22 protein-coding genes are annotated in these 22,427 nt (G+C 70.4%); 3 read left to right on the plus strand and 19 right to left on the minus strand.

The features are described from left to right. Positions 1 to 49: 49 nt before the first annotated feature. The 3 genes from AERO9AM_RS12125 to AERO9AM_RS12135 form a co-directional block, all read right to left on the minus strand. Positions 50 to 1,378, minus strand: coding sequence for a M50 family metallopeptidase (locus AERO9AM_RS12125; protein ID WP_159576367.1), 1,329 nt, complete (start codon positions 1,376 to 1,378; stop codon positions 50 to 52). 116 nt (positions 1,379 to 1,494) lie between these two features. Further along, positions 1,495 to 2,571, minus strand: coding sequence for a 1-deoxy-D-xylulose-5-phosphate reductoisomerase (dxr, locus tag AERO9AM_RS12130; protein ID WP_159576368.1), 1,077 nt, complete (start codon positions 2,569 to 2,571; stop codon positions 1,495 to 1,497). A 15-nt stretch (positions 2,572 to 2,586) separates the two neighbouring features. Continuing rightward, a complete protein-coding gene (locus AERO9AM_RS12135; protein WP_236602598.1) occupies positions 2,587 to 3,555 on the minus strand; it encodes an FKBP-type peptidyl-prolyl cis-trans isomerase in 969 nt (322 codons plus the stop codon). A 199-nt stretch (positions 3,556 to 3,754) separates the two neighbouring features. Between AERO9AM_RS12135 and AERO9AM_RS12140 the strand changes: the two genes are divergently transcribed. Continuing rightward, positions 3,755 to 4,480, plus strand: a complete 726-nt coding sequence (locus AERO9AM_RS12140) for a lysophospholipid acyltransferase family protein (RefSeq protein ID WP_236602705.1) — start codon at positions 3,755 to 3,757, stop codon at positions 4,478 to 4,480. A 76-nt stretch (positions 4,481 to 4,556) separates the two neighbouring features. Here AERO9AM_RS12140 and AERO9AM_RS12145 read toward each other — a convergent pair whose 3' ends face one another. Then, positions 4,557 to 5,042 (minus strand): OsmC family protein, encoded by a 486-nt coding sequence (locus AERO9AM_RS12145; RefSeq protein WP_159576371.1) that lies wholly within the window; start codon positions 5,040 to 5,042, stop codon positions 4,557 to 4,559. 81 nt (positions 5,043 to 5,123) lie between these two features. On the opposite strand from AERO9AM_RS12145, the gene AERO9AM_RS12150 reads away from it, so the two are divergent. Further along, the gene (locus tag AERO9AM_RS12150) at positions 5,124 to 6,119 is read left to right on the plus strand and encodes an asparaginase (protein WP_236602599.1); all 996 of its coding nucleotides are present in this window, start codon (positions 5,124 to 5,126) and stop codon (positions 6,117 to 6,119) included. Positions 6,120 to 6,185: 66 nt separating this feature from the next. Next, positions 6,186 to 7,301, plus strand: a complete 1,116-nt coding sequence (gene ald, locus AERO9AM_RS12155) for an alanine dehydrogenase (protein WP_159576373.1) — start codon at positions 6,186 to 6,188, stop codon at positions 7,299 to 7,301. Between the two features lie 51 nt (positions 7,302 to 7,352). Here ald and AERO9AM_RS12160 read toward each other — a convergent pair whose 3' ends face one another. The 15 genes from AERO9AM_RS12160 to AERO9AM_RS12230 form a co-directional block, all read right to left on the minus strand. After that, on the minus strand, positions 7,353 to 10,118 hold the full coding sequence (locus AERO9AM_RS12160) for an FtsK/SpoIIIE domain-containing protein (RefSeq protein WP_159576374.1): 2,766 nt from the start codon (positions 10,116 to 10,118) through the stop codon (positions 7,353 to 7,355). Positions 10,119 to 10,175: 57 nt separating this feature from the next. Further along, positions 10,176 to 10,994 (minus strand): PP2C family protein-serine/threonine phosphatase, encoded by an 819-nt coding sequence (locus AERO9AM_RS12165; protein WP_159576375.1) that lies wholly within the window; start codon positions 10,992 to 10,994, stop codon positions 10,176 to 10,178. An 82-nt stretch (positions 10,995 to 11,076) separates the two neighbouring features. Then, positions 11,077 to 12,048, minus strand: a complete 972-nt coding sequence (locus AERO9AM_RS12170) for an aldo/keto reductase (protein ID WP_159576376.1) — start codon at positions 12,046 to 12,048, stop codon at positions 11,077 to 11,079. Between the two features lie 94 nt (positions 12,049 to 12,142). Beyond that, the gene (locus AERO9AM_RS12175; RefSeq protein WP_159576377.1) at positions 12,143 to 12,877 is read right to left on the minus strand and encodes a DUF5684 domain-containing protein; all 735 of its coding nucleotides are present in this window, start codon (positions 12,875 to 12,877) and stop codon (positions 12,143 to 12,145) included. Positions 12,878 to 12,991: 114 nt separating this feature from the next. Further along, complete coding sequence (locus AERO9AM_RS12180) at positions 12,992 to 13,756, minus strand: YaaA family protein (RefSeq protein WP_159576378.1); 765 nt, start codon at positions 13,754 to 13,756, stop codon at positions 12,992 to 12,994. 83 nt (positions 13,757 to 13,839) lie between these two features. Next, positions 13,840 to 14,100 carry a F0F1 ATP synthase subunit epsilon gene (locus tag AERO9AM_RS12185; protein WP_159576379.1) on the minus strand — a complete coding sequence of 87 codons (261 nt, stop codon included), beginning with the start codon at positions 14,098 to 14,100 and terminating at the stop codon, positions 13,840 to 13,842. A gap of 2 nt (positions 14,101 to 14,102) precedes the next feature. Next, on the minus strand, positions 14,103 to 15,539 hold the full coding sequence (gene atpD, locus AERO9AM_RS12190; RefSeq protein WP_159576380.1) for a F0F1 ATP synthase subunit beta: 1,437 nt from the start codon (positions 15,537 to 15,539) through the stop codon (positions 14,103 to 14,105). Positions 15,540 to 15,562: 23 nt separating this feature from the next. After that, entirely contained in the window at positions 15,563 to 16,462 is a 900-nt protein-coding gene (locus tag AERO9AM_RS12195; RefSeq protein WP_159576381.1) for a F0F1 ATP synthase subunit gamma, read from the minus strand. 20 nt (positions 16,463 to 16,482) lie between these two features. Next, positions 16,483 to 18,123, minus strand: coding sequence for a F0F1 ATP synthase subunit alpha (atpA, locus tag AERO9AM_RS12200; RefSeq protein ID WP_159576382.1), 1,641 nt, complete (start codon positions 18,121 to 18,123; stop codon positions 16,483 to 16,485). Between the two features lie 51 nt (positions 18,124 to 18,174). Continuing rightward, on the minus strand, positions 18,175 to 18,963 hold the full coding sequence (locus AERO9AM_RS12205; protein WP_159576383.1) for a F0F1 ATP synthase subunit delta: 789 nt from the start codon (positions 18,961 to 18,963) through the stop codon (positions 18,175 to 18,177). Further along, positions 18,963 to 19,514: a F0F1 ATP synthase subunit B gene (locus AERO9AM_RS12210; protein WP_159576384.1), complete on the minus strand. Its 552-nt coding sequence runs from the start codon at positions 19,512 to 19,514 to the stop codon at positions 18,963 to 18,965. Before AERO9AM_RS12210 ends, AERO9AM_RS12205 begins: the two co-directional genes overlap by 1 nt. Before the next feature lie 28 nt (positions 19,515 to 19,542). Continuing rightward, a complete protein-coding gene (gene atpE / locus AERO9AM_RS12215) occupies positions 19,543 to 19,779 on the minus strand; it encodes an ATP synthase F0 subunit C (RefSeq protein WP_045251710.1) in 237 nt (78 codons plus the stop codon). A 49-nt stretch (positions 19,780 to 19,828) separates the two neighbouring features. Further along, the gene (atpB, locus tag AERO9AM_RS12220) at positions 19,829 to 20,614 is read right to left on the minus strand and encodes a F0F1 ATP synthase subunit A (RefSeq protein WP_159576385.1); all 786 of its coding nucleotides are present in this window, start codon (positions 20,612 to 20,614) and stop codon (positions 19,829 to 19,831) included. Between the two features lie 121 nt (positions 20,615 to 20,735). Then, the gene (locus AERO9AM_RS12225; RefSeq protein WP_159576386.1) at positions 20,736 to 21,269 is read right to left on the minus strand and encodes a hypothetical protein; all 534 of its coding nucleotides are present in this window, start codon (positions 21,267 to 21,269) and stop codon (positions 20,736 to 20,738) included. After that, the gene (locus AERO9AM_RS12230; RefSeq protein ID WP_159576387.1) at positions 21,266 to 22,423 is read right to left on the minus strand and encodes an MraY family glycosyltransferase; all 1,158 of its coding nucleotides are present in this window, start codon (positions 22,421 to 22,423) and stop codon (positions 21,266 to 21,268) included. Before AERO9AM_RS12230 ends, AERO9AM_RS12225 begins: the two co-directional genes overlap by 4 nt. Positions 22,424 to 22,427: the final 4 nt, after the last annotated feature.

A 22,427-nucleotide genomic window follows, 5' to 3' on the forward strand; every position in this document is an offset into this window, starting at 1 on the left:
CCCCCTGATACACGGATCGAGGTTCCCGCCCGCGCCCCGCACGGCTCTCTCAGCCGATCGTCACCGGCCGGAACAGGTCGGCGATCAGCAGCAGCGCGCCCATCGCGATGAGCAGGCCGGCGACGACGATGGTCAGCGGCACCAGGCGCGTGGCGTCGACGGGAGCCGGCGGCGGACGGCGGAACAGCTTCGCCCAGGCGCGCTTGAGGCCGTCCCACAGCGCCACCACGATGTGACCGCCGTCCAGAGGCAGCAGCGGGATCAGGTTGAACACGAACAGGGCGATGTTCAGCGACCCCATCAGGCTCAGCAGCACGGCGAAGCGGTTCAGCAGGGGCGCGTCCGCCGCGGCCACCTCGCCGGCGATGCGGCCGACGCCGATCACGCTCAGCGGCCCGTTCGGATCGCGCGGCGTGCCCGTGACCAGCGAGACGCCGACGTCCCACAGCCGCACGGGCAGGGTGCCGATCAGCTGCACCACGGATCCGGCGTTGGCCATCGCCTGCTCGAAGCCCGCGTTCAGCGGCTGCCGCACGTAGGCGAGCTGGGCGTAGACGCCGGCGTAACCGACCGTGTGCACGACGGGATGGCCCTTGTCGTCGACGACCGGACGGCCGCTGCCGTCGACCTGCTGCCGCTGGGCGGCCACCGGCGTCAGCTGCAGCGTGACCTCGGCGCCGTCACGCTCCACGACGAGCGGGATGGTCTTCCCGGGCGACGCCTGGATGATCGCGCTCGCCTCGGCGAACGTGGACACCGCGGTGCCGTCGACCGAGATGATCCTGTCCCCCGGCTTCACCCCGGCCTCAGCCGCGGGCGCGACCGGATCCGCGGAGGTGCAGGACGTCTGCGTCGACCCGGCGGGGAGCACGCACTCCGACAGCGAGGCGACCGTGGTGGTGCCCTGCTGCACTCCGATGCCGCTGAGCAGCACGGTGAACACGACGATCGCAAGGACGAGATTCATGAACGGGCCGCCGAACATGACGATCACGCGCTTCCACACCGGGAGCAGATAGAAGACCCGGTTCGCGCGCTCAGGCTCGATGGTCTCGTCATTGGCCGCCCTGGCATCCTGGATCAGGCTGCGGAACGCGCCACGGGAGCGGCTCTGCGCCGCGCCCTCCGGCTCGACGGGTGAGGGCGGATACATGCCCGACATGGAGATGAAGCCGCCGATGGGCAGGGCCTTCACGCCGTACTCGGTCTCGCCGATCCGCTTCGAGAACAGCCGCGGCCCGAACCCGATCATGTACTGGCCGACATGCACGCCGAACAGCTTGGCCGGCACCAGGTGCCCGAGCTCGTGCAGGGCGATCGAGACGCCGAGCCCGACCAGGACGAACAACAGGCCGCCGACGTATAGCAGGATCTCCACCCCGCCACGCTACCGGTGCCGGGCTAGGAAACGGCCGTGCCGGGGCTGTGCGCGCGCCCGGTCCGCGCGCGGGCTGTGCGAGCGCGGTCCGCGCCGTTCCGCGCGCGTCAGGACGATCAGGCGATCAGGCGGTCGGCGGTCGCCCGGGCCCAGGCCTCTGCGTCGGCCAGCGTCTCGACCGTGAGCTCATCCGGCGGCTCGTGGGCGTCGACCACGCGCGCGATGGTGTCGACGATGCCGAGGAACGGCAGCCGCCCCTCATGGAACGCGTCCACCGCCTGCTCGTTGGCGGCGTTGTAGACCGCCGGGAACGTGCGGCCGGCGCGCCCGACCTGCTTGGCCAGCGCGACCGACGGGAAGGCCACCGCGTCGAGCGGCTCGAACGTCCAGGTCGCCGCCTTCGTCCAGTCCAGCGGCCGCCCGACCCCGCCGACCCGGTTCGGCCAGTCCAGCCCCAGCGAGATGGGCAGGCGCATGTCGGGCGGGGAGGCCTGTGCGATCGTGGATCCGTCCACGAACTCGACCATGGAATGGACGATCGACTGCGGATGCACGACCACGTCGATCCGCTCGTAGTCGACGTCGAACAGCAGATGCGCCTCGATGACCTCGAGGCCCTTGTTCACGAGCGTCGCGGAGTTCGTGGTCACCATGCGGCCCATGTCCCAGGTCGGGTGGGCGAGCGCCTCCGCGGGGGTGACCGCCGCCATCTCCTCGCGCGTGCGGCCGCGGAACGGGCCGCCCGATGCGGTGACGACGAGGCGACGCACCTCCGGCTTCGCGCCGGAGCGGAGCGCCTGCGCCAGCGCGGAGTGCTCGGAGTCGACGGGGACGATCTGCCCCGGCGCGGCGAGGGCGGTGACGAGAGCGCCGCCGACGATCAGCGACTCCTTGTTGGCCAGGGCCAGGGTGCGTCCTGCCGTGAGCGCGGCGAGTGTGGAGCCGAGGCCGATGGATCCGGTGATCGCGTTCAGCACCACGTCCGCGTCGACGTCGCGGACGAGCTGCTCGGCCTCGGCAGCGCCCAGGGCGGTGTCGTCGATGCCGAACTCCTCGGCCTGCTGGGCCAGCAGCTCGGCCTGCGTGCCGGCGGCGAGCCCGACCAGCTCGAACCGGTCGGGGTTCGCCCGGATGACGTCGAGGGCCTGGGTGCCGATCGAGCCGGTGGAGCCGAGGATGAGGACGCGACGCATGGCCTCAGCCTACGGTCACTGCGCCGGCGCCGCCGAAGGAACCGTGCCGAGGATGTCGATCACGAACACCAGGGTGGAGTTGGCGGGGATCGAGCCCTGCGCCTGAGCGCCGTAGCCTTCGGCGGGCGGGATGACCACGAGCACCTGGGAGCCCACCTTCTGGCCCTCGAGCGCCTTCTTGAATCCGGTCACGACGCCCGTGGTCTGGAACTGCGCCGGCGCGCCGCGCTTCCAGCTGGAGTCGAACTCCTTGCCGTCCGCCCAGGTCACGCCGCGGTACTGCACGATCACGAAGTCACCGCTCGCCACCGTCGGACCGTCGCCCTGCTTGAGCATGGCGATCTTCGTCTCGGCCGGCGGATCGCTCTTCGGGACGGTGATCTCCGGGGCGCCGCTCTTGTCGAGCTTCACTGTGGGCATGCCGTCGGTCGGAGCGACCTCCGTGCCGGTAGCGACGGTCGGCAACTTCTTGGTGGACTGCGCGTACACGACCATCGCCTTCTGCCCCTCCCCCAGCAGCTTGCCGGGGAGGGCGAGCACGACCGAGGAGCCGAGCGGCTGGCACTCCAGCGCTGCGACGAACAGAGACTGCTGGTTCGGGTCGAGCAGCACCGGCAGCTGGTCGTCGACTCCGCGCGAGCTGGAGTCGACCACGGTCCCGTCCGCGGCGGTGACGATCCGGTACTGCACGGAGACGAGGTCTCCGGCCTTGACGTCCTTGCCGTCGCCCTTCTTCAGCACCGTGCGCTCGGGGGTGCTCGCGGCGTCGATGTCCACGTCGGACGGGACGGTGACCTTCAGGTCCTTGCCCTGGCCGTCGACCTTGACCGCATCCGAAGCCTTGCCCGGCTTGGCGTCGAGCAGGCAGGACGACGACGCCGACGGGGACGGCGAGGCCGACGGCGTGCCGGCCCCGGCGCAGCCGGAGAGCAGGAGAGCCGTCGCGGCGACGGCGGACAGAGCAGCGGCGATGCGGATGCGCACGGAGGACCTCGAGACGTAGGGACGAACCCGCCTATCCTGCCCTATCGGGCTTTGCCGCCGCTGGGAGATGCGACGAGCGTCGCGCATTCCGATCGCGGAATGGATCCTGATCTAGCCTTGTCGAGTGACCCCGGAACACGAACCCGCAGCCGCTGCGGACCGCGACGGAGCGGCCGCGGAGCATCAGCCGGAAGGCGAGGTGCGGCGCACCGGCGCGACGTATCTCCTCGGCCGGATCATCCTGATCCCGCTCACGCGCCTGATCTACCGGCCTCGCATCGAGGGGCGCGCAAACGTGCCGAAGCACGGCCCGATCATCATCGCGTCGAACCACCTCTCCTTCATCGACTCGATCGCGATCCCCGTGGCCGCCCCGCGCCGCGTGCACTTCCTCGCGAAGTCCAGCTACTTCGAGGGCACCAGCCTGAAGGGCCGGTTCGTGGCGAACCTCATGCGCGCCGTCGGCGCGATCCCGGTGCGCCGCGGAGCCGGCCAGGCGGCGCTCGACGCCCTCGACGAGCAGCGCAAGCTGCTGGACCAGGGGCTCGCCGTCGCGCTGTATCCGGAAGGCACGCGCTCCACGGACGGCCGTCTCTACAAGGGGCGCACGGGTGCTGCCTTCCTCGCGCTGCAGACCGGAGCGAAGGTCGTGCCCGTCGGCGTGATCGGCACGGACAAGGCGATGCCGGTCGGCGCGAACATGCCCAAGCTCGGTGAGAAGGTGACGATCCGGTTCGGGGAGCCGCTGGATCTCTCGCATCACGGATCCGCGAACTCGGGACGGGCTCGGCGTGGCGCCACCGACGAGATCATGGCGGCCATCCACGCGCTGAGCGAGCAGGAGCTCGCCGGCGTCTACAACGAGGTGCCGGCGCACGGCGCGATCGAGAAGATCAAGCAGGCGCTGCCACACGAGCGGCGCTGACCCTCCGAGAGGGGCCCAAGCCCACGGCTTGTCGCGATGCCCGCCGCTCGCCCGCGACGTCGGCAGCGCAGCGAGCTCAGACCGCGGACGCCGCGACCAGGATCGTCGCCTCGTGGCGCACCGGGAAAGCGACCGAGTTCGCGATGAAGCACCAGGCGTTCGCCTGGACGTGCGCCGCCTCGGCGGCCTCGCGCATGGACTCGTCGGCGACGGTGACGACAGGGTGCAGGGTCACCTCGGTGAACGCTCCGCCACCGCGCCCGTCCTCCTGCATCGTTCCCGTCGCCTCGTCGCGGTAATCGACCACCACGACGCCGGCCGTCACGCAGGCGTGCAGGTAGCTCAGCAGATGACACTCGCTGAGCGCCGCCAGCAGCATGTCCTCGGGGTTCCAGCGCGTCGGATCCCCGCGGAACGGCTTGTCCGACGAGGCCAGCAGATCCGGCTTGCCCTCGACGGAGATCGTGCTCGCGCGGTCGTAGTCGCGGTACCCCGACGTGCCGGTGCCGCGGTTTCCGGTCCAGGTCGTGGTGAGGGCGTAGCGGTGGGTGCCGAGGCTCATGGATCCATGGTGCCAGGCACCGCCGCCGGCGCGGCCGAGGCGCGGCATCGGAGCGGGCATGCGCCCACTAGGCTTGCCTTCGTGGTGCAGACTCTGACCGTCCAGGATGCCGTGGAACTCGCCGTCGTCGAGAGGAACGGGTTCATCGAATCCCGCCACATCGGGGCCGCCGTGGTGCTGTCGCCCGAGGGCGAGATCATCGCCCGTCACGGCAATCCGGAGGCGCTGGTGCTGCCCCGCTCGAGCCTGAAGCCGCTGCAGGCCGTCGCATGCCTGACCGCCGGCGCGCCCCTCGAGGGCGAGCAGCTGGGATTGGCCACCGCGAGCCACATCGGCACAGACCGCCACGCGGCCGTGGTGCGCGACATCCTCGCCGCCGGCGGGCTCACCGAGGACGATCTGGCCTGCCCCGCCGACTGGCCGGGCGACTCCGCCACCCGGGACGAGCTCGTGCGCGACCATGCCGGGAAGGCGCGGATCCGGATGAACTGCTCGGGCAAGCACGCCACGATGCTGCGCACCTGCGTGGCGAACGGCTGGCCGACCGCCGGTTACCTCGACCCGGAGCATCCGCTGCAGGTGCACATCAAGGAGACCGTCGAGCGGCTCAGCGGCGAGCGCGTGGCGGCCACGGCGATCGACGGCTGCGGCGCGCCCGTGCACGCGCTCACGCTGACCGGTCTCGCCCGGGCGCTGCACCGTATCGGCAGCGCCTCGGAGCGATCCCCGTTCGCACTGCACCGGGTCGCCGGCGCGCTGGTGCGCACGGTGCGCGAGAACCCGTGGACGATCGAGGGCCCCGGCCGCCCCGACACCATCGCCATCGAGAAGCTCGGCGTCTTCGCCAAGCACGGTGCGGAGGGCGTGATGGTCATGGTCGCCCCGGACGGCACCACCCTCGCGCTGAAGATGCTGGACGGATCCGGCCGCGCCGCCACCATCGTCGCGGCGACCCTGCTCGCCCGCGCGGGCGCGCTGACCGACGCGCAGGTGGACAGCCTCGCCTCGGCCCTTCCTCTTGCCGTCCTCGGCGGCGGCAGCGACGTCGGGGCCATCCGCCCCGGCGCCGGAATCTGAGCGCCCCCAGAAGGGGCCAGAACCCGCGGGCGGGCAAGCCCATCAGGGAAAAGGAAAGGAGCCACGATGAGGATCTCGGTCCCCAGCGAGGTGAAGAACAACGAGTTCCGCGTCGCGCTCACCCCCGCGGGTGTGCACGATCTGGCGCTCGCCGGTCATGAGGTTTTCGTGCAGTCCGGCGCCGGCGCCGGCTCCTCGATGTCGGATGACGACTACCGCGAGGCGGGAGCGACGCTGCTCGACGACGCGGACGAGGTATGGGCCCGCGCGGAGCTGGTGCTGAAGGTGAAGGAGCCGATCGCCAGCGAGTACCACCGCTTCCGCAGCGACCTGGTGCTGTTCACATACCTGCACCTCGCCGCCGATCGCGCACTGACGGACCGGCTCGCCGAGTCGGGCATGACCGCGATCGCCTACGAGACGGTGCAGCTGGCTTCCGGTGCGCTTCCGCTGCTCGCCCCGATGAGCGAGGTCGCGGGTCGCCTCGCGCCGCTCGTCGGCGCCAATACGCTGATGCGCTCTCAGGGCGGCCTCGGCCTGCTGATGTCGGGTGTGCCGGGAACCCGGCCCGCGGTCGTCACGGTGATCGGCGGCGGTGTCGCCGGTGCCAACGCCGCGGTGATCGCGGCCGGCATGGGTGCCGATGTGACGATCTTCGACACCAACATCGCCCGCCTGCGCTACCTGGACGACTTCTTCGGTGGCCGGGTCAAGACCGCCGCGTCGAACCCGCTGGATCTGCGCCGTGCTGTGGTCGGATCGGACCTCGTCATCGGATCGGTGCTGATCCCGGGCGCGAAGGCACCGAAGCTGGTCACGAACGACATGGTCGCCGACATGCGTCCGGGAAGTGTGCTCGTCGATATCGCCGTCGATCAGGGCGGCTGCTTCGAGGACACCCACCCCACGACGCACGACGACCCGACGTTCCGCGTACACGACACGGTGTTCTACTGCGTCGCCAACATGCCCGGCGCCGTGCCGAACACGTCGACCTCGGCACTGACCAACGCGACGCTGCCCTACGTGCGTCAGATCGCCTCGCGCGGTTGGCAGGCGGCCCTGCGCGCCGACGCCGCACTGGCGGCCGGCCTGAACGTCACCGGTGGCAAGATCGCGAACGCCGGCGTGGCGACCGCGCACGATCTGCCCCTCACGCCGCTGGACGAGCTGCTGGGCTGACCTCCTCGCGCGGGGCGGGCAGGACCACGCGGGACGGCCTTCCGTCCACGCCTACGGTCCAGGCCCGCCCCGCGTGCGTGAGCGCGTACGGCGGGAGCTGCGCACGCCGGCGAGCGTGCGCAGCTCCCGCCCCGCCTCGGCGAGCACGAGCGCCTCCCCGGTGCGCAGTACGCGCTGCCAGAGCGCGTACTGCCGCTGCCAGGCCTCCGCGTCGCCGACGAGCATCACGAGCCCGTCAAGGCCCCTCCCGCCCTCCGCGAGAACGACGGGCGCGCCGTCGGCGAGCACCTGCACGACGCCCGGTCCGAACCGGGCCGCCAGCACTTCGGCGGTGCGCGCCGGCGCCGTGCTCACCACGCCGACGAGATCGGCCCGCGGCTGCCACAGCGGCACGCCCTGCTCCTGCGTGCCCGCACCGCCACTGCTTTCCGCATCGTCGCGGCCGTTGGCGCCCCGCCGAGCGGGCAGGGCGAACTGCACTTCCACGCCGTCCAGGATCCCCCTGCCGGGCGGGCGCGCAGCATCGTACGCGCGCGGATCGCCTCCGGCGGTGAGGTGCTCGGTGCGGCTGGAGGCGCGCAGGAGCACCCGCGCCGGCAGGAGGTCGGCGAGCACGGAGAGCTGGGCGGTGCACCGTGAGGCGCTGAGCAGCACCGTGCACCCGCGCTCGGCGGCGATTCGGAGCACCCGCTGCAGTCGCTCCCACCATGCCGAGGCGTACTCGAGGGGGAACGCGGCGAGGTGCCGATCCACGTCGTCGAGTGCCAGCAACCGCGGCAACGGACGCCGCCCGTCGGCCAGTTCGTCGAGCAGGGACCATGCCCGCTCCGGATCCCGCGGCAGCAGCAGCCCGTCGGGCACCTGTTCCACGGCGCTGCGCAGCAGGCTGCTCTTTCCGGACGCCGGACCGCCGAACACCGAGAGACCGCGGTCCTCCCCCGCGCGCAGAGTGCGGATGAGCTGGCACTGCCGCTCCGGCTCATCGGCGAGTCCCAGCAGGATCGTGCCGGGCTCGGCCGCCGGCAGCTCCGCGCGGTGCAGCCGCGAGGGCAGCGCAGGAAGCCATGGGCTGGCGGCGCGCCGGTCACTCCGCCACCGGGCCGCGATCTCCGAGAGCTCCTCGGGCGCCGTGCGCGCGACTCGGAATGCGGCGGGCGCGGTGTCCTGCGCACGCCGCACGTAGGCGAGCCCGCGTCCGGCGAGATCACCCGGCAGCGCTGCGGCCTCGTCGGTGCCGACCATGGCCCGGCTGTCGGCGGCGTCGGTGACCCGCAGCGCGATCCGCAGCGGGCAGTTCGCGGCGAGCGCGTCTCGGATCACCCCGGTGGCGCGCTGCGTGCCCAGGATCAGGTGCATTCCCAGCGCGCGTCCTCGCGCAGCGATGTCGGTGAACACCGCTGCGAGGTCGGGATGCTCCTGCACCAGCGCGGCGAACTCGTCCACGACGATCACCAGCCGTCCGAGCGCTCCTCGCGCGTCGGTGACGCTGCGCGCACCGTGTTCCGCCAGCACGGCCTCCCTGCGACGCAGCTCAGCGCGCAGGCTGCGAACCCCGCGCTCGGCGCCATCCGCATCGAGGTCGGTGATGACGGCGGCCACCTGCGGCAGCGCCCGCAGCGGTTCGAACGCGGTGCCGCCCTTGAAATCGGCGAGCACGAAAGCGAGCTGCTCGGCGGAGTACGCCGCCGCCAGCGCCGCCACCCAGCTCACGAGGAGCTCGCTCTTGCCCGCGCCGGTGACGCCGGTGACGAGGGCGTGCGGTCCGTCGGCCACGAGGTCGACGGCGACCGCTCCCTCGGCGTCGCGTCCGAGGGCCGCCGGCAGTCCTGACCATCCGGCGGTGCCCGCGGACGCGGTGCCGTCCTCCGCCGGCGCTGCCAGCACCTCGCGCAGGCTGACGGCGACGGGGATGACCGCTTCCGCACCGCGCTCCTGGACGAGACCGCGCACGATCTCCGCGGCCTGTTCACGAGAGATGCCCTCCGCGACGCAGTCACGCGTTCCCTCTGCCGTGCGCAGGACGGCACCGCACGGCTCCGTCACGTCGAGCACCGCGTGGTACCCGGCGGGCGGCGGCGCTCCGGGCTCCCGCAGACAGAGGCGCGGACCGGAGGACGCGGTTCGCCCCAGCCCGACATGCACGACGGCGCCCCCGCGGGATCCGTGCGCAGGGGTCAGTTCATCGAGCCCCAGGGCCGTCGCGCCATCCCCGTCGAGACGGATCGCCCCGCCGGCGTGGCGCAGGCTGAGCTGCAGCAGCAGCGCGCGGACGACCGCCGTCGCGACCGGCGCCGGCCCCCGCACACACAAGCCGTCCGACAGCAGCACGGTCACGGGGACGCCCGAAACCGTGCGATGCTGCGCGCGGAATCCCTCCGCCCGATCCCCCGCACCGCTGAAACGCAGCGGCGAGGGACCGTCGCCCCGCCCCACGGCGAGCTCCGTCCTCTCCGCGAGCAGGATCGGCCGGGTGGGCGGATCCGCGAGGCATGCGGAGAGATCAGGGGTCGCTCGGAGCCGTCGCGCCCGTTCCTCCGCCTCCCGGACGGTCACCGTCTCCGCCACCCGCTCCCACGCGTGCGCCTCCTCGGCCCGGCTGATGCGCAGGGCACGCCGGCGCTGGCGCACGCCGTCCAGCAACGACCCCAGGATCATCACCGGACCGAGCGCGGCGAAGCACAACGAGAGCGGCGATCCGGTGACGGCGAACAGGACGACGCCGGACACCACCGGGACGACGGCGGCGACCAGGGGCAGCGAGCCGCGGGCGGGTGGCGCCGGAGCCGCGGGAAGGGCGATCGTCTCGGCGGTTTCCATGCCGCCATCCCATCGCCTCCGACGCGAGCGCGGGAGCCCGCTCGCGCTTTCGGTGCGCTAGTCGACGGGGATCGGCGCTGTGGAGGACGAGTCCGAGCCGGCGGGGATGCGCCGCACGTCCACCACGATGATGGTCACGTTGTCGCGTCCGCCGTTCTCCAGCGCGGCGCCGAGCATCGCGTCGACCGCGGCGTCCGGCGTCGGGTTGAGACCGAGGAAGTGCTGGATCCCGTAGTCCGTGAGCTCCTTGGTGAGACCGTCGGAGCAGATGACGAAGCGGTCGCCGTCGTGCACGGCGAACTCGCGGTAGTCCGGCGGGAGCGCCTCGCTGACGCCGACGGCCCGGGTGATCACGTTGCTGTACGGATGCCCCTCGGCTTCCTCGGGGCTGAGGCGCCCTGCCGTGATGAGCTCCTGCACGACCGAGTGGTCGGTCGTGACCTGGCTGAGCGCGCCGTCGCGGAGCAGGTACACACGGGAATCGCCGATGTTGAGCGACACCCAGTGCGCGTCGTCGTCGATGACCGTGAAGAACACGCCCGTGAGCGTGGTGCCGGTGCCCTCGTCCGTGGTGTCAGGGTGCGAGGTGATGTCCTGCACGGCGGCGAGGAGCGCCGACTCGATCGTCGCCGGCGAGACCTCGCCTGCGCCGACCGCCTCCTGCAGGCGGGCGATGGTGCGCTGGCTCGCGATCTCACCGCCGGCGTGCCCGCCCATGCCGTCGGCGACGACGAAGAGCGGGAACTCGGCGAGCAGCGAATCCTGGTTGCTCTCCCGCCGGCGACCGGTGTCGGTCGCGCCCGCCCAGCTCAGGATGACCGTGTCGCCGGACGCCAGCGCGACCTCGTGCGTGTGCGCCGCAGAACCTTGGCTCACCGCGATCCTCCCTTTCCTCGGGCGATCGGAACGACCGCTGAAATCTCCCACATCGTAATGGATCCGACCAGCCTCTCGCGGCTCAGACGGCCGGATCCGCGGGCAGCGGAAGCAGCGCGTCGATCGCGGCGATCTCCTCGGCCGTGGGCGTCCACGCGGTGCCGGCGCGGGCGTTCGCCTCGATCTGCTCCGCGGAGGTCGCCCCGGCGATGACGGATGCCACGCCGGGCTGCGCGAGCAGCCAGCCGAACGTCGCCTCCAGCATCGTGATGCCGCGCTCATCGCAGAAGGCGCGGTAGGCGTCCAGCGCGTCCCACGGCGCGTCCTTCCAGAGGTGGGCCCTGGTACGCATGATGCGGCTCTGCGCCGGTCCTCCCTCTCGCGTGAACTTGCCCGTGAGCAGTCCGTTGTGGAGGGGGAAGAACGGGAAGAACCCGAGTCCGAAACGGTTCACCGCCGGAAGCACCTCTCGCTCCGCGGCGCGGGACAGCAACGAGTACTGATTCTGCGACGAGATGAACCGCGCACTGCGCGAGGCGCGCAGCTCCGCCTCCGCGATCTGCCAGCCGCTGAAGTTGGAGTGCCCGAAGTAGCGGATCTTCCCCTCCCGCACGAGCTCGTCGAGCGCATCGAGGGTCTCCTCGATCGGCGTCAGCGGATCGGGCCAGTGCAGCTGGTAGAGATCGATCCAGTCCGTGCGCAGACGGCGCAGGGACTCGGCGACCGCCTTGCGGATGTAGCGACGGGATCCGCGCGCCGCCGGGAAGTCGTACCCCAGGTCCACGCCGGCGTAGCCGAACTTGGTGGCCAGCACGACGCGATCGCGGCGTCCCTCCAGGGCCTCCCCCATCAGGGTCTCGCTGAGGCCAGGGTCCTTGCCGTAGATGTCGGCGGTGTCGAGGAAGGTGACGCCGTGGTCGATCGCCGCATCCAGGACCTCCCGCGTGCCCTGCAGCGTCTCCGTCGCCGTTCCCGCCCGTCCGAAGTTGTTGCATCCGAGCCCCACAGCGGAGACTAGGAGCCCGGACGATCCGACTCGACGTTCAGCGCTCATGCCTCCAAACTACAGGCCATGTCCGGCTGGGCGGGTCGGCACCCCGGGGACGCCGCAAGCCCCGGTCCGAGGACCGGGGCTTGCGGGAAGGGCGTCAGGCCGGGGGCTGCTCGCCCGTGGCGGGCGCGTCCGGGTTGGCGGCCGGCGGTGCGGGCGGCGCAGGCGGTGCCGGCGGCGTCGCGGGAGGAGCGGCCGGCGGCTGGAACGTCGGCGCCTGCGGAGCGGCGGGAGCCTGCGGGGCGGCAGGCTGACCGTATCCCGGCTGCGGCGGGGCGTAGCCCTGAGCGGCCGGCGGCTGGTAGCCCTGCGGGGCGCCGTAGCCCGCGGCCGGAGCCTGCGCGGACGGCTGCACCGGGATGCCCTGCCACACCGTGCGGTCCGCGAGGAAGCCGTTGCCGGCCCAGGACGCGGGCGCGATGTTCGGGTTCCAGCGCGACTTGTCGAACGCGTTGATGCCGAGCCACACGATGGCCAGGAAGATGTAGAGCACGACCCAGGGGCTGCTCTTCTGCAACTTGAGGCCCACGCGCCACGCGGCGAGCACCATGACGACGGCCATGGCGATGCTCACGAGCCAGCCGAGGACCGGCACCCAGGCCAGCAGGAAGCCGAACGCGAGCCACGGGCTCAGATCGCCGAGCTTCAGGAAGATCATCACGTTGTAGAACGGCACCCACGCGCGCCACTTGCCCTCGACGCCGGCCTTTTCGAAGATCTTCATGAGGAAGAGCGAGCCGAGCACGTAGAAGATGATGGCGAAGATGAACCACGTGAACGCGGCGATCAGATAGGCAGCCGCGAGTGCGGAACTGTCTCCGTAAGAGTCCATGTTTCCCTCCGGGAATCGGTTGTTGATGCCTTCGCATCGAGGAGCCCCGGCTGAGAATCAGCTGGGTGCTTCGACGCGAAACACCATACCGTGTCCCGGCGTCGTACTCAGCAACTATTTGCGGGCCGTCGGCTGATCGGTGACCAGATCCAGGATCCCGGAGTCGCCTGCATCCCGGAGCTCGATCCCCGAGCGAGCGGCCCAGTTCAGCAGGCTCCGTCGCGAAGCGATCCTCGGCCGCTCCTGTGCGAGGCGGCGCACGAGCGCGCCCTTCGCATGCTTGTTGAAGTGGTTCAGCGCCTTGCCCTGCGCGGTGACGACCCGCACGTACGCCGACGGCACCTCGGCCGGCACGGGTCCGAGCCCGACATAGGCCTCCGAGCGCAGGTCGAGCACGAAGCCGGGGTCCGTCGCCGCGAGCTCGGCGGTCACCGCGTCGGCCCAGAGCCGACGCAGGGCAGGAAGCCCGGGCACGGAAGCGGCCGCGCCCAGACGGTACGACGGGATCGCGTCCAGCGCACCGACGGGGCCGAACGGCGCGGAATGGATCCGCACGTGCGCGCCGAGCCACCGCCGGGCATAGCCGTCGAGCGAGGCGGCATCGAGCGCGTCGAACAGCACGCCGGTGTAGCGGTCGACGGCCGGCATGACGGGGCCGTCGCCGAGGGACGCGTTGTCGCGCACCGCCTCGTCGAGCTGCTTGTCGCTGAGCTTGAGCACCCGTCGTGTCGCCTCGGGATCCGCCGCGAGCGCCTCGAGCGCGTCACGTACCTGGGTGCGCTGCGGCAGCAGGCCGGGCAGCGCCCATGCCGCGGGAACGGCGGGGCCCCGTCTCCCGCCCGGGCGCTTGGTCTCGCTCGGGGGCAGCAGGATCATCATGGGCGGACTCCTCGGGGGCGCAGGGCGGGGAAACGCGAGCGCCGGACCCCCGAAGGGATCCGGCGCCGGCGTGAGGTGGTGGATCAGGCGACGAGCGCCGCGTTGCCCGCCACGATGGTCAGGGAGTCGCCCTCCATCGAGACGAAGCCGTCGCGCGCGCTGGCCAGCACCTTGGTGCCGTCCAGCTGCGTGATGCGGACCTGCCCCTCGGCGAGGATGGCCAGCACGGGCTCGTGCCCGGCCATGAAGCCCAGCTCGCCCTCGACGGTCTTCGCGACGACGAGGCTGGCCTCGCCGGTCCAGACCTCCGCGTCGGCGGAGACGAGGCTGACGTGCAGCGCCATGATCAGGCGTTCTCCTTCTGGATCTGCGCCCACTTCTCCTCGACGTCCGAGATCGGGCCGACGTTGAAGAAGGCCTGCTCGGCGACGTGGTCGAAGTCACCGCGGCAGATCGCGTCGAACGACTCGATCGTGTCCTTGAGCGGAACCGTGGAGCCCTCGACACCGGTGAACTTCTTCGCCATGTAGGTGTTCTGGGACAGGAACTGCTGGATGCGGCGCGCGCGGGCGACGACGATCTTGTCCTCTTCGGAGAGCTCGTCGACACCGAGGATCGCGATGATCTCCTGCAGCTCCTTGTTCTTCTGCAGGATCTGCTTGACCGTGGTGGCCACGCGGTAGTGGTCCTCGCCCAGGTAGCGGGGGTCCATGATCCGCGAGGTCGAGGTCAGCGGGTCGATCGCCGGGTACAGACCCTTCGAGGCGATCTCACGCGAGAGCTCGGTGGTCGCGTCGAGGTGCGCGAAGGTGGTCGCCGGAGCCGGGTCGGTGTAGTCGTCGGCCGGCACGTAGATCGCCTGCAGGGAGGTGATCGAGTGACCGCGGGTCGAGGTGATGCGCTCCTGGAGCACACCCATCTCGTCGGCGAGGTTCGGCTGGTAGCCCACCGCGGACGGCATGCGGCCGAGCAGCGTGGAGACCTCGGATCCGGCCTGCGTGAAGCGGAAGATGTTGTCGATGAAGAGCAGCACGTCCTGCTTCTGCACATCGCGGAAGTACTCCGCCATGGTCAGCGCAGACAGCGCGACGCGCAGACGCGTCCCCGGCGGCTCGTCCATCTGGCCGAAGACGAGGGCGGTCTTGTCGAAGACGCCCGCCTCCTCCATCTCGCCGATGAGGTCGTTGCCCTCACGGGTGCGCTCGCCGACACCGGCGAACACCGACACACCGCCGTGGTCCTGCGCGACGCGCTGGATCATCTCCTGGATGAGGACGGTCTTGCCGACGCCCGCGCCGCCGAACAGGCCGATCTTGCCACCCTGCACGTACGGGGTCAGCAGGTCGATCGACTTGATGCCGGTCTCGAACATCGTGGTCTTGGACTCGAGCTGGTCGAAGTTCGGCGCCTTGCGGTGGATCGGCCAGCGCTCGGTGACCTCGATCTGCTCGCCGGGCTCGGCGTTGAGGACCTCGCCGATCACGTTGAAGACCTTGCCCTTGGTCACGTCGCCGACGGGAACCGAGATGGGCGCGCCGGTGTCGCGCACCTCCTGGCCGCGGACGATGCCGTCGGTCGGCTTGAGGGCGATGGCGCGGACCAGGTCGTCGCCGAGGTGCTGCGCGACCTCGAGGGTGATCTCGGTCGACTCGTCGCCGATCGCGATCGTCGTCTTCAGCGCGTTGTAGATGTCGGGGATCGCATCGTGCGGGAACTCGATGTCGACGACCGGGCCGGTGACGCGAGCAACGCGGCCGACGACCGTCGTAGCAGTGTCAGTCATATTTCGTCTCTCTCCTGAGGGTCTTACTTGCTCGACGCCAGGGCGTCGGCGCCGCCGACGATCTCGGCGATCTGCTGCGTGATCTCCGCCTGGCGCGCGTTGTTGCGCAGGCGGGTGTAGTCGGTGATGAGCTTGTCGGCGTTGTCGCTGGCGGACTTCATCGCCTTCTGCGTCGCGGCCTGCTTGGCGGCGGACGACTGCAGGAGGGCGTTGAAGACACGGCTCTGGATGTACACCGGCAGGATCGCGTCGAGCACCGTGGCCGCATCCGGCTCGAACTCGTACAGCGGATAGACCGCGGTCGAGGTGTCGGACTCGTCGGCCTCCGCGATCTCCAGCGGAAGCAGGCGGACCGTCTCCGGCGACTGCGTCATCATGCTGACGAAGCGGTTGTAGACGAGGTGGATCTCGTCCACGCCGCCCTGGTCGCCACCGCGCGCGAAGGCCTCCAGCAGGGTGGCCGAGATGGCCTCCGCGGTGTGGAAGGACGGCGTGTCGGTGTCGCCGGTCCACTCCGCCGCAGCGTCGAGGCCGCGGAACTGGAAGTAGCCGACGGCCTTGCGGCCCACCAGGTAGAACACCGGCTCGCGGCCCTCGGAGCGCAGCAGCTCGGCGAGCTCCATGCCCTCACGGAGGATCTGCGAGTTGAAGGCGCCCGCGAGGCCGCGGTCCGACGAGAAGATCACGACCGCGGAGCGGCGGATGTTCTCGGGCTCACGGGTGAGCGGGTGGTCGACGTTGGAGTGCGTGGCCACGGCGGAGACGGCTCGGGTCACGGCTCGCGCGAAGGGCGAGGACGCGTTGACACGCGCCATCGCCTTCTGGATGCGCGAAGCCGCGATGAGCTCCATCGCCTTCGTGATCTTCTTGGTCGTCTGAGCAGAAGAGATCTTCTGCTTGTAGACCCGGAGTTGTGCGCCCATATCGGAAGACTCCCCCGCGCTTACGCGCGGCGACCCTTGACGATCTTCTCCTGGTTCACGTCCTCGGCGTCCGCAGCACTGTGCTCCTCGTGACCGGGAGCGCCGATGCCGTGGCCCTTGCCGCCCTGGAACTCGAGGATGAAGGCGTCGGTCGCCTTCTCCAGCTCGGCGACGGTGTCGTCGTCGAGGACGTTCGTGTCGCGGAGCTTGGTGAGGACGTCGGTGTTGCGACGCAGGTGGTCGAGCAGCTCGCGCTCGAAGCGCAGCACGTCCTCGACCTCGATCGAGTCGAGCTTGCCGTTGGTGCCGGCCCAGATCGAGACGACCTGGTCCTCCACCGGGTACGGCGAGTACTGCGGCTGCTTGAGCAGCTCGGTCAGGCGCGCACCACGGGCGAGCTGACGACGCGAGGCCTGGTCGAGGTCGGAGGCGAACATCGCGAACGCCTCGAGCGACCGGTACTGCGCGAGCTCCAGCTTCAGCGTTCCGGAGACCTTCTTGATCGACTTGACCTGGGCGTCACCACCGACGCGGGACACCGAGATGCCCACGTCGACAGCCGGACGCTGGTTCGCGTTGAACAGGTCGGACTGCAGGAAGATCTGACCGTCGGTGATCGAGATCACGTTGGTCGGGATGTACGCCGAGACGTCGTTCGCCTTGGTCTCGATGATGGGCAGACCCGTCATCGAACCGGCGCCGAGCTCGTCGGACAGCTTCGCGCAGCGCTCCAGCAGGCGGGAGTGCAGGTAGAAGACGTCGCCGGGGTACGCCTCGCGGCCCGGCGGGCGGCGCAGCAGCAGCGACACGGCGCGGTAGGCCTCGGCCTGCTTCGACAGGTCGTCGAAGATGATCAGGACGTGCTTGCCGCCGTACATCCAGTGCTGGCCGATGGCCGAGCCGGTGTAGGGGGCGAGGTACTTGAAGCCGGCCGGGTCGGACGCGGGGGCCGCGACGATCGTGGTGTACTCGAGAGCGCCGGCCTCTTCCAGCGCGCCCTTGACGGAGGCGATGGTCGAGCCCTTCTGGCCGATCGCGACGTAGATGCAGCGGACCTGCTTGTTGACGTCGCCGGACTCCCAGTTGGCCTTCTGGTTGATGATGGTGTCGATCGCGATCGCGGTCTTGCCGGTCTGGCGGTCGCCGATGATGAGCTGGCGCTGGCCGCGGCCGACGGGGATCATCGCGTCGATCGCCTTGATGCCGGTCTGCATCGGCTCGTGCACGCTCTTACGCTGCATGACGCCGGGCGCCTGCAGCTCGAGCTCGCGGACACCCTCCGTGGCGATGGCGCCGAGGCCGTCGATCGGGTTGCCGAGCGGGTCCACCACGCGGCCGAGGTAGCCGTCGCCGACGGGCACCGAGAGCACCTCGCCGGTGCGGGTGACCTCCTGGCCGGCCTCGATGCCGGCGAAGTCGCCGAGGACGACCACACCGATCTCGTGCTCGTCCAGGTTCAGTGCGAGACCCTTGGTGCCGTCGGCGAAGGTCACGAGCTCGTTCGCCATGACGCCGGGCAGTCCCTCGACGTGCGCGATGCCGTCCGCGGCGTCGATGACGGTGCCGACCTCGGTCGCCGTGCCGGACGTCGGCTCGTACGCGGCGACGAAGTCCTTCAGCGCGTCACGGATGACGTCGGGGCTGATCGAAAGTTCTGCCATTGTCTTCCCTTTGTATACAGGTGCGCGGCCTTACCGCGCGAAGTTCGTTTGTCAGCCCGCGAGCTTCTGCCGGAGATCGGCGAGGCGGGCGGCGATGCTGCCGTCGATCACGTCGTCCGCGACCTGCACGCGCAGGCCTCCGACGACGGCGGCGTCGAGCACCTCGTTCAGCGCGACCTGACGGCCGTAGCGGCCGGTCAGCACCGTGCGGAGACGGTCGCGCTGCTGCGCGGTGAGCGGCCGGGCGGTGCGCACGGTCGCGACGATGCGGTCGCGCTGCGCGGACACGATGCGCATGGCCCGGCTCAGCAGCCGGCGCACGCGACGTCCTCGCGGCAGACGCACCAGGGACGTGACGATCAGCGACGTCGCCGGGTGCAGGCTCGACCCGACCAGCTTCTGCAGGAGCGCGGCCTTGCCCTCGCCGTCGCCCAGGCGGCTGCCCAGGGCCAGCTCGAGGTCGGCGTTGTCGGCGACCAGGCGCGAGACCGAGAACAGCTCGCCCTCGATGTCGGCGTCCGGCGACGCGATCGCCGCGGCGCGCACGGCGAGCTCCTCCACACCGTCGACCAGGTCGGCGGCGGAGGACCAGCGCTGCGAGGCGACCGTGGTGAGCACGGTGCGCGCAGCCTCGGAGGCGCCGGCGAACACCCGCGACACCAGGGCGGCGCGGGCCTCGACGGGGGCTGCGGGATCGGCGAGCGCGCCGCTCAGCGCGGAGGACTCACCGATCAGGCGCGTGGCGGAGAAGAGCTCCCCGGCGACGTCGAGGGTGATCCCCTGCGCGGCGGTCAGAGCGCTGCTCGACGCCGTGAGGGCCTGAGCGGTCGCGCTGCCCATTACTTCGCCGCCTCGGAGGCCTCGAGGTCCGCGAGGAAGCGGTCCACGACGGCCGTCGCGCGTGCGTCGTCGGAGAGGGTCTCGCCGACCACGCCGCCGGCGAGGTCGAGGGCGAGGCCGCCGACCTCGTTGCGCAGCGAGACGAACGCCGTCTGACGCTCCGCCTCGATCTGGGCGTGCGCGGCGGCGGTCAGACGCGCGGCCTCGGCGGCAGCGGTCTCCTTCGCCTCGGCGACGATCTTCTTGCCGTCCTCGCGGGCGGTCTCACGGATCGTGCCGGCCTCGGTGCGGGCCTCGGCGAGCTGACGGGTGTACTCCGCCAGCGCGGCCTCGGCCTGCTTCTGCGCCTCGTCCGCCTTCGCGATGTTGCCCTCGATGGCCGCAGAGCGCTCGTCGAGCATCTTCGTGAACCGCGGAAGGGCGTAGAACCACACCACGAGCAGGATCACGAGGAACCACAGCGCCGACCAGACCAGGTCGTACCACGCGGGCAGGAGCGGGTTGTGCGCCTCACCCTCGGCCGCGAGGTTCGTGACAAGAGCGTTCAGCATCCTGTCTCCTTCGGGATTCGGGTGCGGATTACGGGAAGGGGATGAAGCCGACGGCGATGCCGACGAACGCGAGCGCCTCGGTGAAGGCGATACCGATCCACATCAGAACCTGCAGACGACCGGCCAGCTCGGGCTGGCGGGCGACACCCTCGATCGTCTTGCCGACGACGATGCCCACGCCGATGGCCGGGCCGATGGCAGCGAGGCCGTAGCCGATCGCCGCGAGGTTGCCGTTGACTGCTGCGAGAACCGTAGTAGCGTCCACGGATTTTTCCTTTCGTTGTGGGCGGCGGTCTCGCCGCCCGCAGGGGTTGTCAGTGCTCTTCTGCGACCGCGAGCTGGATGTAGACCGCGGTGAGGACGGTGAAGACGTAGGCCTGGAGGACGGCCACCAGGATCTCGAAGACCGAGAAGGCGCCGCCGAAGGCGAGGGTTCCGACGCCGAGCGCGGCCCAGCCGCCGCCCGCGGTGAAGAAGAAGAACGCGGTGGCCGAGTAGCACAGCACCAGCAGCATGTGACCGACGACCATGTTCATCAGAAGACGCAGGGTGAGGGTCACCGGGCGGATGATGAAGGTCGAGATGAACTCGATCGGCGTGACGATGATGTACACCGGCCACGGCACACCGGCCGGGAAGAGGGCGTTCTTGAAGAAGTTCTTCGGGCTCTTCTTGATGCCCGCGTAGATGAACGTCACGTAGCTGACGACCGCGAGCAGCAGGGGCACGCCGATGATGCTCGTGCCGGCGATGTTCAGGCCGGGGATGATTCCCGTGATGTTCATGAACAGCGTCATGAAGAAGATCGTGGTGAGGATCGGCAGGAACCGGTCGCCGTCCTTGCGGCCGAGCAGGTCGTGCGCGATGCCGCCGCGGACGAAGCCGAGGCCCATCTCCACGACGCTCTGGAAGCGACCGGGGACGATCTTCATCCGGCGCGTGCCGAGGACGAGGATGAGCACCACGGCCACGACGGAGACGAACTGGACCAGGTGGATGCGGTGGACCGGGACGCCGAACGCGTTGAAGAGGATGTCCGGGAAGAACTCGTCCATCGACGGGCCGTGGAAACCGCTGTCGTCGGCCAGTCGAGGAATCATGGTCGCAGCAAGATTAAACAGCGCGGGCTCCAACTTCGGGGCACCGGGGGCTACCGGGGCGTCGGTCGATGTGCTTCACAGCGCAGCGCTCGCGTGACGAGCGGGCTCGCGAACCAGCCTATCAGACATGTGAGTTGCCTGAATCCGCGTCATGACCGCGATCGGAGGGGTTGCGCTCCCCTGCCGCAGGGGCGACATCGTCCGGCGCGACGGTCGGCAGCGAGGTGTCGCTGACGTGCGGCAGCCGCATCTTCAGGAACACCACGCCGTCGATCGCGAGCGAGACCAGCACCCCCGCCAGCAGCGACCAGAAGAACACCACCGGCTCCAGCCAGGGCTGTCCCCGCAGCACCAGGATCAGCACCACGAACAGGCCGAGCTTGAGGAACCAGCCGCCCATCACGATCGCGAAGAACAGCTGGACGTACAGCTCCTGACCGAACCACCGGTTGGCGATGAGGATGCTGCCGGCGGTGATCGCGCCGAACACCACGGCGATGAGCGCTCCGATGAGCCCGCTCCACACACCGGGCGCGCCCTTCAGCACCCCGCCGATCACGGCGGCGACCGCCGCGAGCACGACGGCGGCCACCCCGGAGGCGATCAGCGCGGTGCGCAGGATCGGGGTGCTGGTGACGGGGCTCGCGGAGCTCATTTCGGTTCCTTCTGGGGGACGTTCTGCGGGACGCGGGGACGCGACGGGATGAGGGTGACGACCAGGCACGCCCCGGCGCCGACGACGCCGAAGAGCACGCCCGCGGCGTACTCGCCGTACCAGCCCTCGCGCGAGCCGATGTACATCAGCAGCACGGCGAGGGAGATGACGGCGGTCCAGGCGTAGAAGATGAGGACGGCGTCGCGGCCGCGGTGGCCGAGGTCGAGCATGCGGTGATGCAGGTGCTTGCGGTCCGGGGAGAACGGCGACTTGCCGGCGCTCATGCGCCGCAGCACGGCGAGACCGAAGTCCAGCAGCGGCAGCAGCACTACGACGACGGGGAGCAGGATCGGGATGAACGCTCCGAGCAGCTGGGAGCGCCCGATCTGCGCGTCGGTGAGTACGGTGGGATTCAGCTGCCCGGTGATCGCGACGGCGCTGGTGGCCATGAGCAGGCCGATCACGAGAGCCCCGGAGTCCCCCATGAACAGCTTCGCCGGGCTCCAGTTCATCGGCAGGAATCCGATGCAGGCGCCGATGAGCACTGCGGCGATGAACGGCGCGAGACTGAAGTAGCTGGACTGCCCGATGTCGCGGGCGATGATGTACGAGTACGCGAAGAACACGCCGTTCGCGATGAGGCACACGCCGGCGACGAGACCGTCGAGTCCGTCGATGAAGTTCACGGCGTTCATGACGATCACGATCGTGAACATCGTGATGACGATACTCAGCCAGTTGGATCCGATCACGGGCTCGGCGAGCGGGAGCGACGCGATCTGCAGTCCGCCGACGATCGTCACCAGTCCCGCCGCGATGAACTGGGCGCCGAGCTTGATCATCCAGTCCAGGTCCCACAGGTCGTCGACGACGCCGACGACCGCGATGAGGAGCACCGCACCGAGCACCGACCACATCGTCTGCGGCTGCGCCCAGATGATGTGGAAGAACGGGCTCGCCGCGCTGGCGGCGAACGCCGCGAGGATCCCGAGCAGCATCGCCACTCCCCCGAGGCGCGGCGTCGGGGTGGTGTGCACGTCGCGTTCGCGGATGCCCTGGTACAGCTTGAACCGGTGGCTCAGCTGCCACACCACCCACGAGCACGCCAGGGTCACGGCCGCCGTGAGGATCACGGTGAACAGGTACTGCTTCACGTCG

This window comes from Microbacterium sp. 8M (genome assembly GCF_902506375.1).
GTDB lineage: Bacteria > Actinomycetota > Actinomycetes > Actinomycetales > Microbacteriaceae > Microbacterium.

What these genes read in the sequence shown, in the direction of transcription:
- dxr (WP_159576368.1), bottom strand. Translation starts at nt 2,571, where the DNA reads ATGCGTCGCGTCCTCATCCTCGGCTCCACCGGCTCGATCGGCACCCAG.
- AERO9AM_RS12145 (WP_159576371.1), bottom strand. Translation starts at nt 5,042, where the DNA reads ATGAGCCTCGGCACCCACCGCTACGCCCTCACCACGACCTGGACCGGA.
- ald (WP_159576373.1), top strand. Translation starts at nt 6,186, where the DNA reads ATGAGGATCTCGGTCCCCAGCGAGGTGAAGAACAACGAGTTCCGCGTC.
- AERO9AM_RS12160 (WP_159576374.1), bottom strand. Translation starts at nt 10,118, where the DNA reads ATGGAAACCGCCGAGACGATCGCCCTTCCCGCGGCTCCGGCGCCACCC.
- AERO9AM_RS12170 (WP_159576376.1), bottom strand. Translation starts at nt 12,048, where the DNA reads ATGAGCGCTGAACGTCGAGTCGGATCGTCCGGGCTCCTAGTCTCCGCT.
- AERO9AM_RS12175 (WP_159576377.1), bottom strand. Translation starts at nt 12,877, where the DNA reads ATGGACTCTTACGGAGACAGTTCCGCACTCGCGGCTGCCTATCTGATC.
- AERO9AM_RS12180 (WP_159576378.1), bottom strand. Translation starts at nt 13,756, where the DNA reads ATGATGATCCTGCTGCCCCCGAGCGAGACCAAGCGCCCGGGCGGGAGA.
- AERO9AM_RS12185 (WP_159576379.1), bottom strand. Translation starts at nt 14,100, where the DNA reads ATGGCGCTGCACGTCAGCCTCGTCTCCGCCGACGCGGAGGTCTGGACC.
- atpD (WP_159576380.1), bottom strand. Translation starts at nt 15,539, where the DNA reads ATGACTGACACTGCTACGACGGTCGTCGGCCGCGTTGCTCGCGTCACC.
- AERO9AM_RS12195 (WP_159576381.1), bottom strand. Translation starts at nt 16,462, where the DNA reads ATGGGCGCACAACTCCGGGTCTACAAGCAGAAGATCTCTTCTGCTCAG.
- atpA (WP_159576382.1), bottom strand. Translation starts at nt 18,123, where the DNA reads ATGGCAGAACTTTCGATCAGCCCCGACGTCATCCGTGACGCGCTGAAG.
- AERO9AM_RS12205 (WP_159576383.1), bottom strand. Translation starts at nt 18,963, where the DNA reads ATGGGCAGCGCGACCGCTCAGGCCCTCACGGCGTCGAGCAGCGCTCTG.
- AERO9AM_RS12210 (WP_159576384.1), bottom strand. Translation starts at nt 19,514, where the DNA reads ATGCTGAACGCTCTTGTCACGAACCTCGCGGCCGAGGGTGAGGCGCAC.
- atpB (WP_159576385.1), bottom strand. Translation starts at nt 20,614, where the DNA reads ATGATTCCTCGACTGGCCGACGACAGCGGTTTCCACGGCCCGTCGATG.
- AERO9AM_RS12225 (WP_159576386.1), bottom strand. Translation starts at nt 21,269, where the DNA reads ATGAGCTCCGCGAGCCCCGTCACCAGCACCCCGATCCTGCGCACCGCG.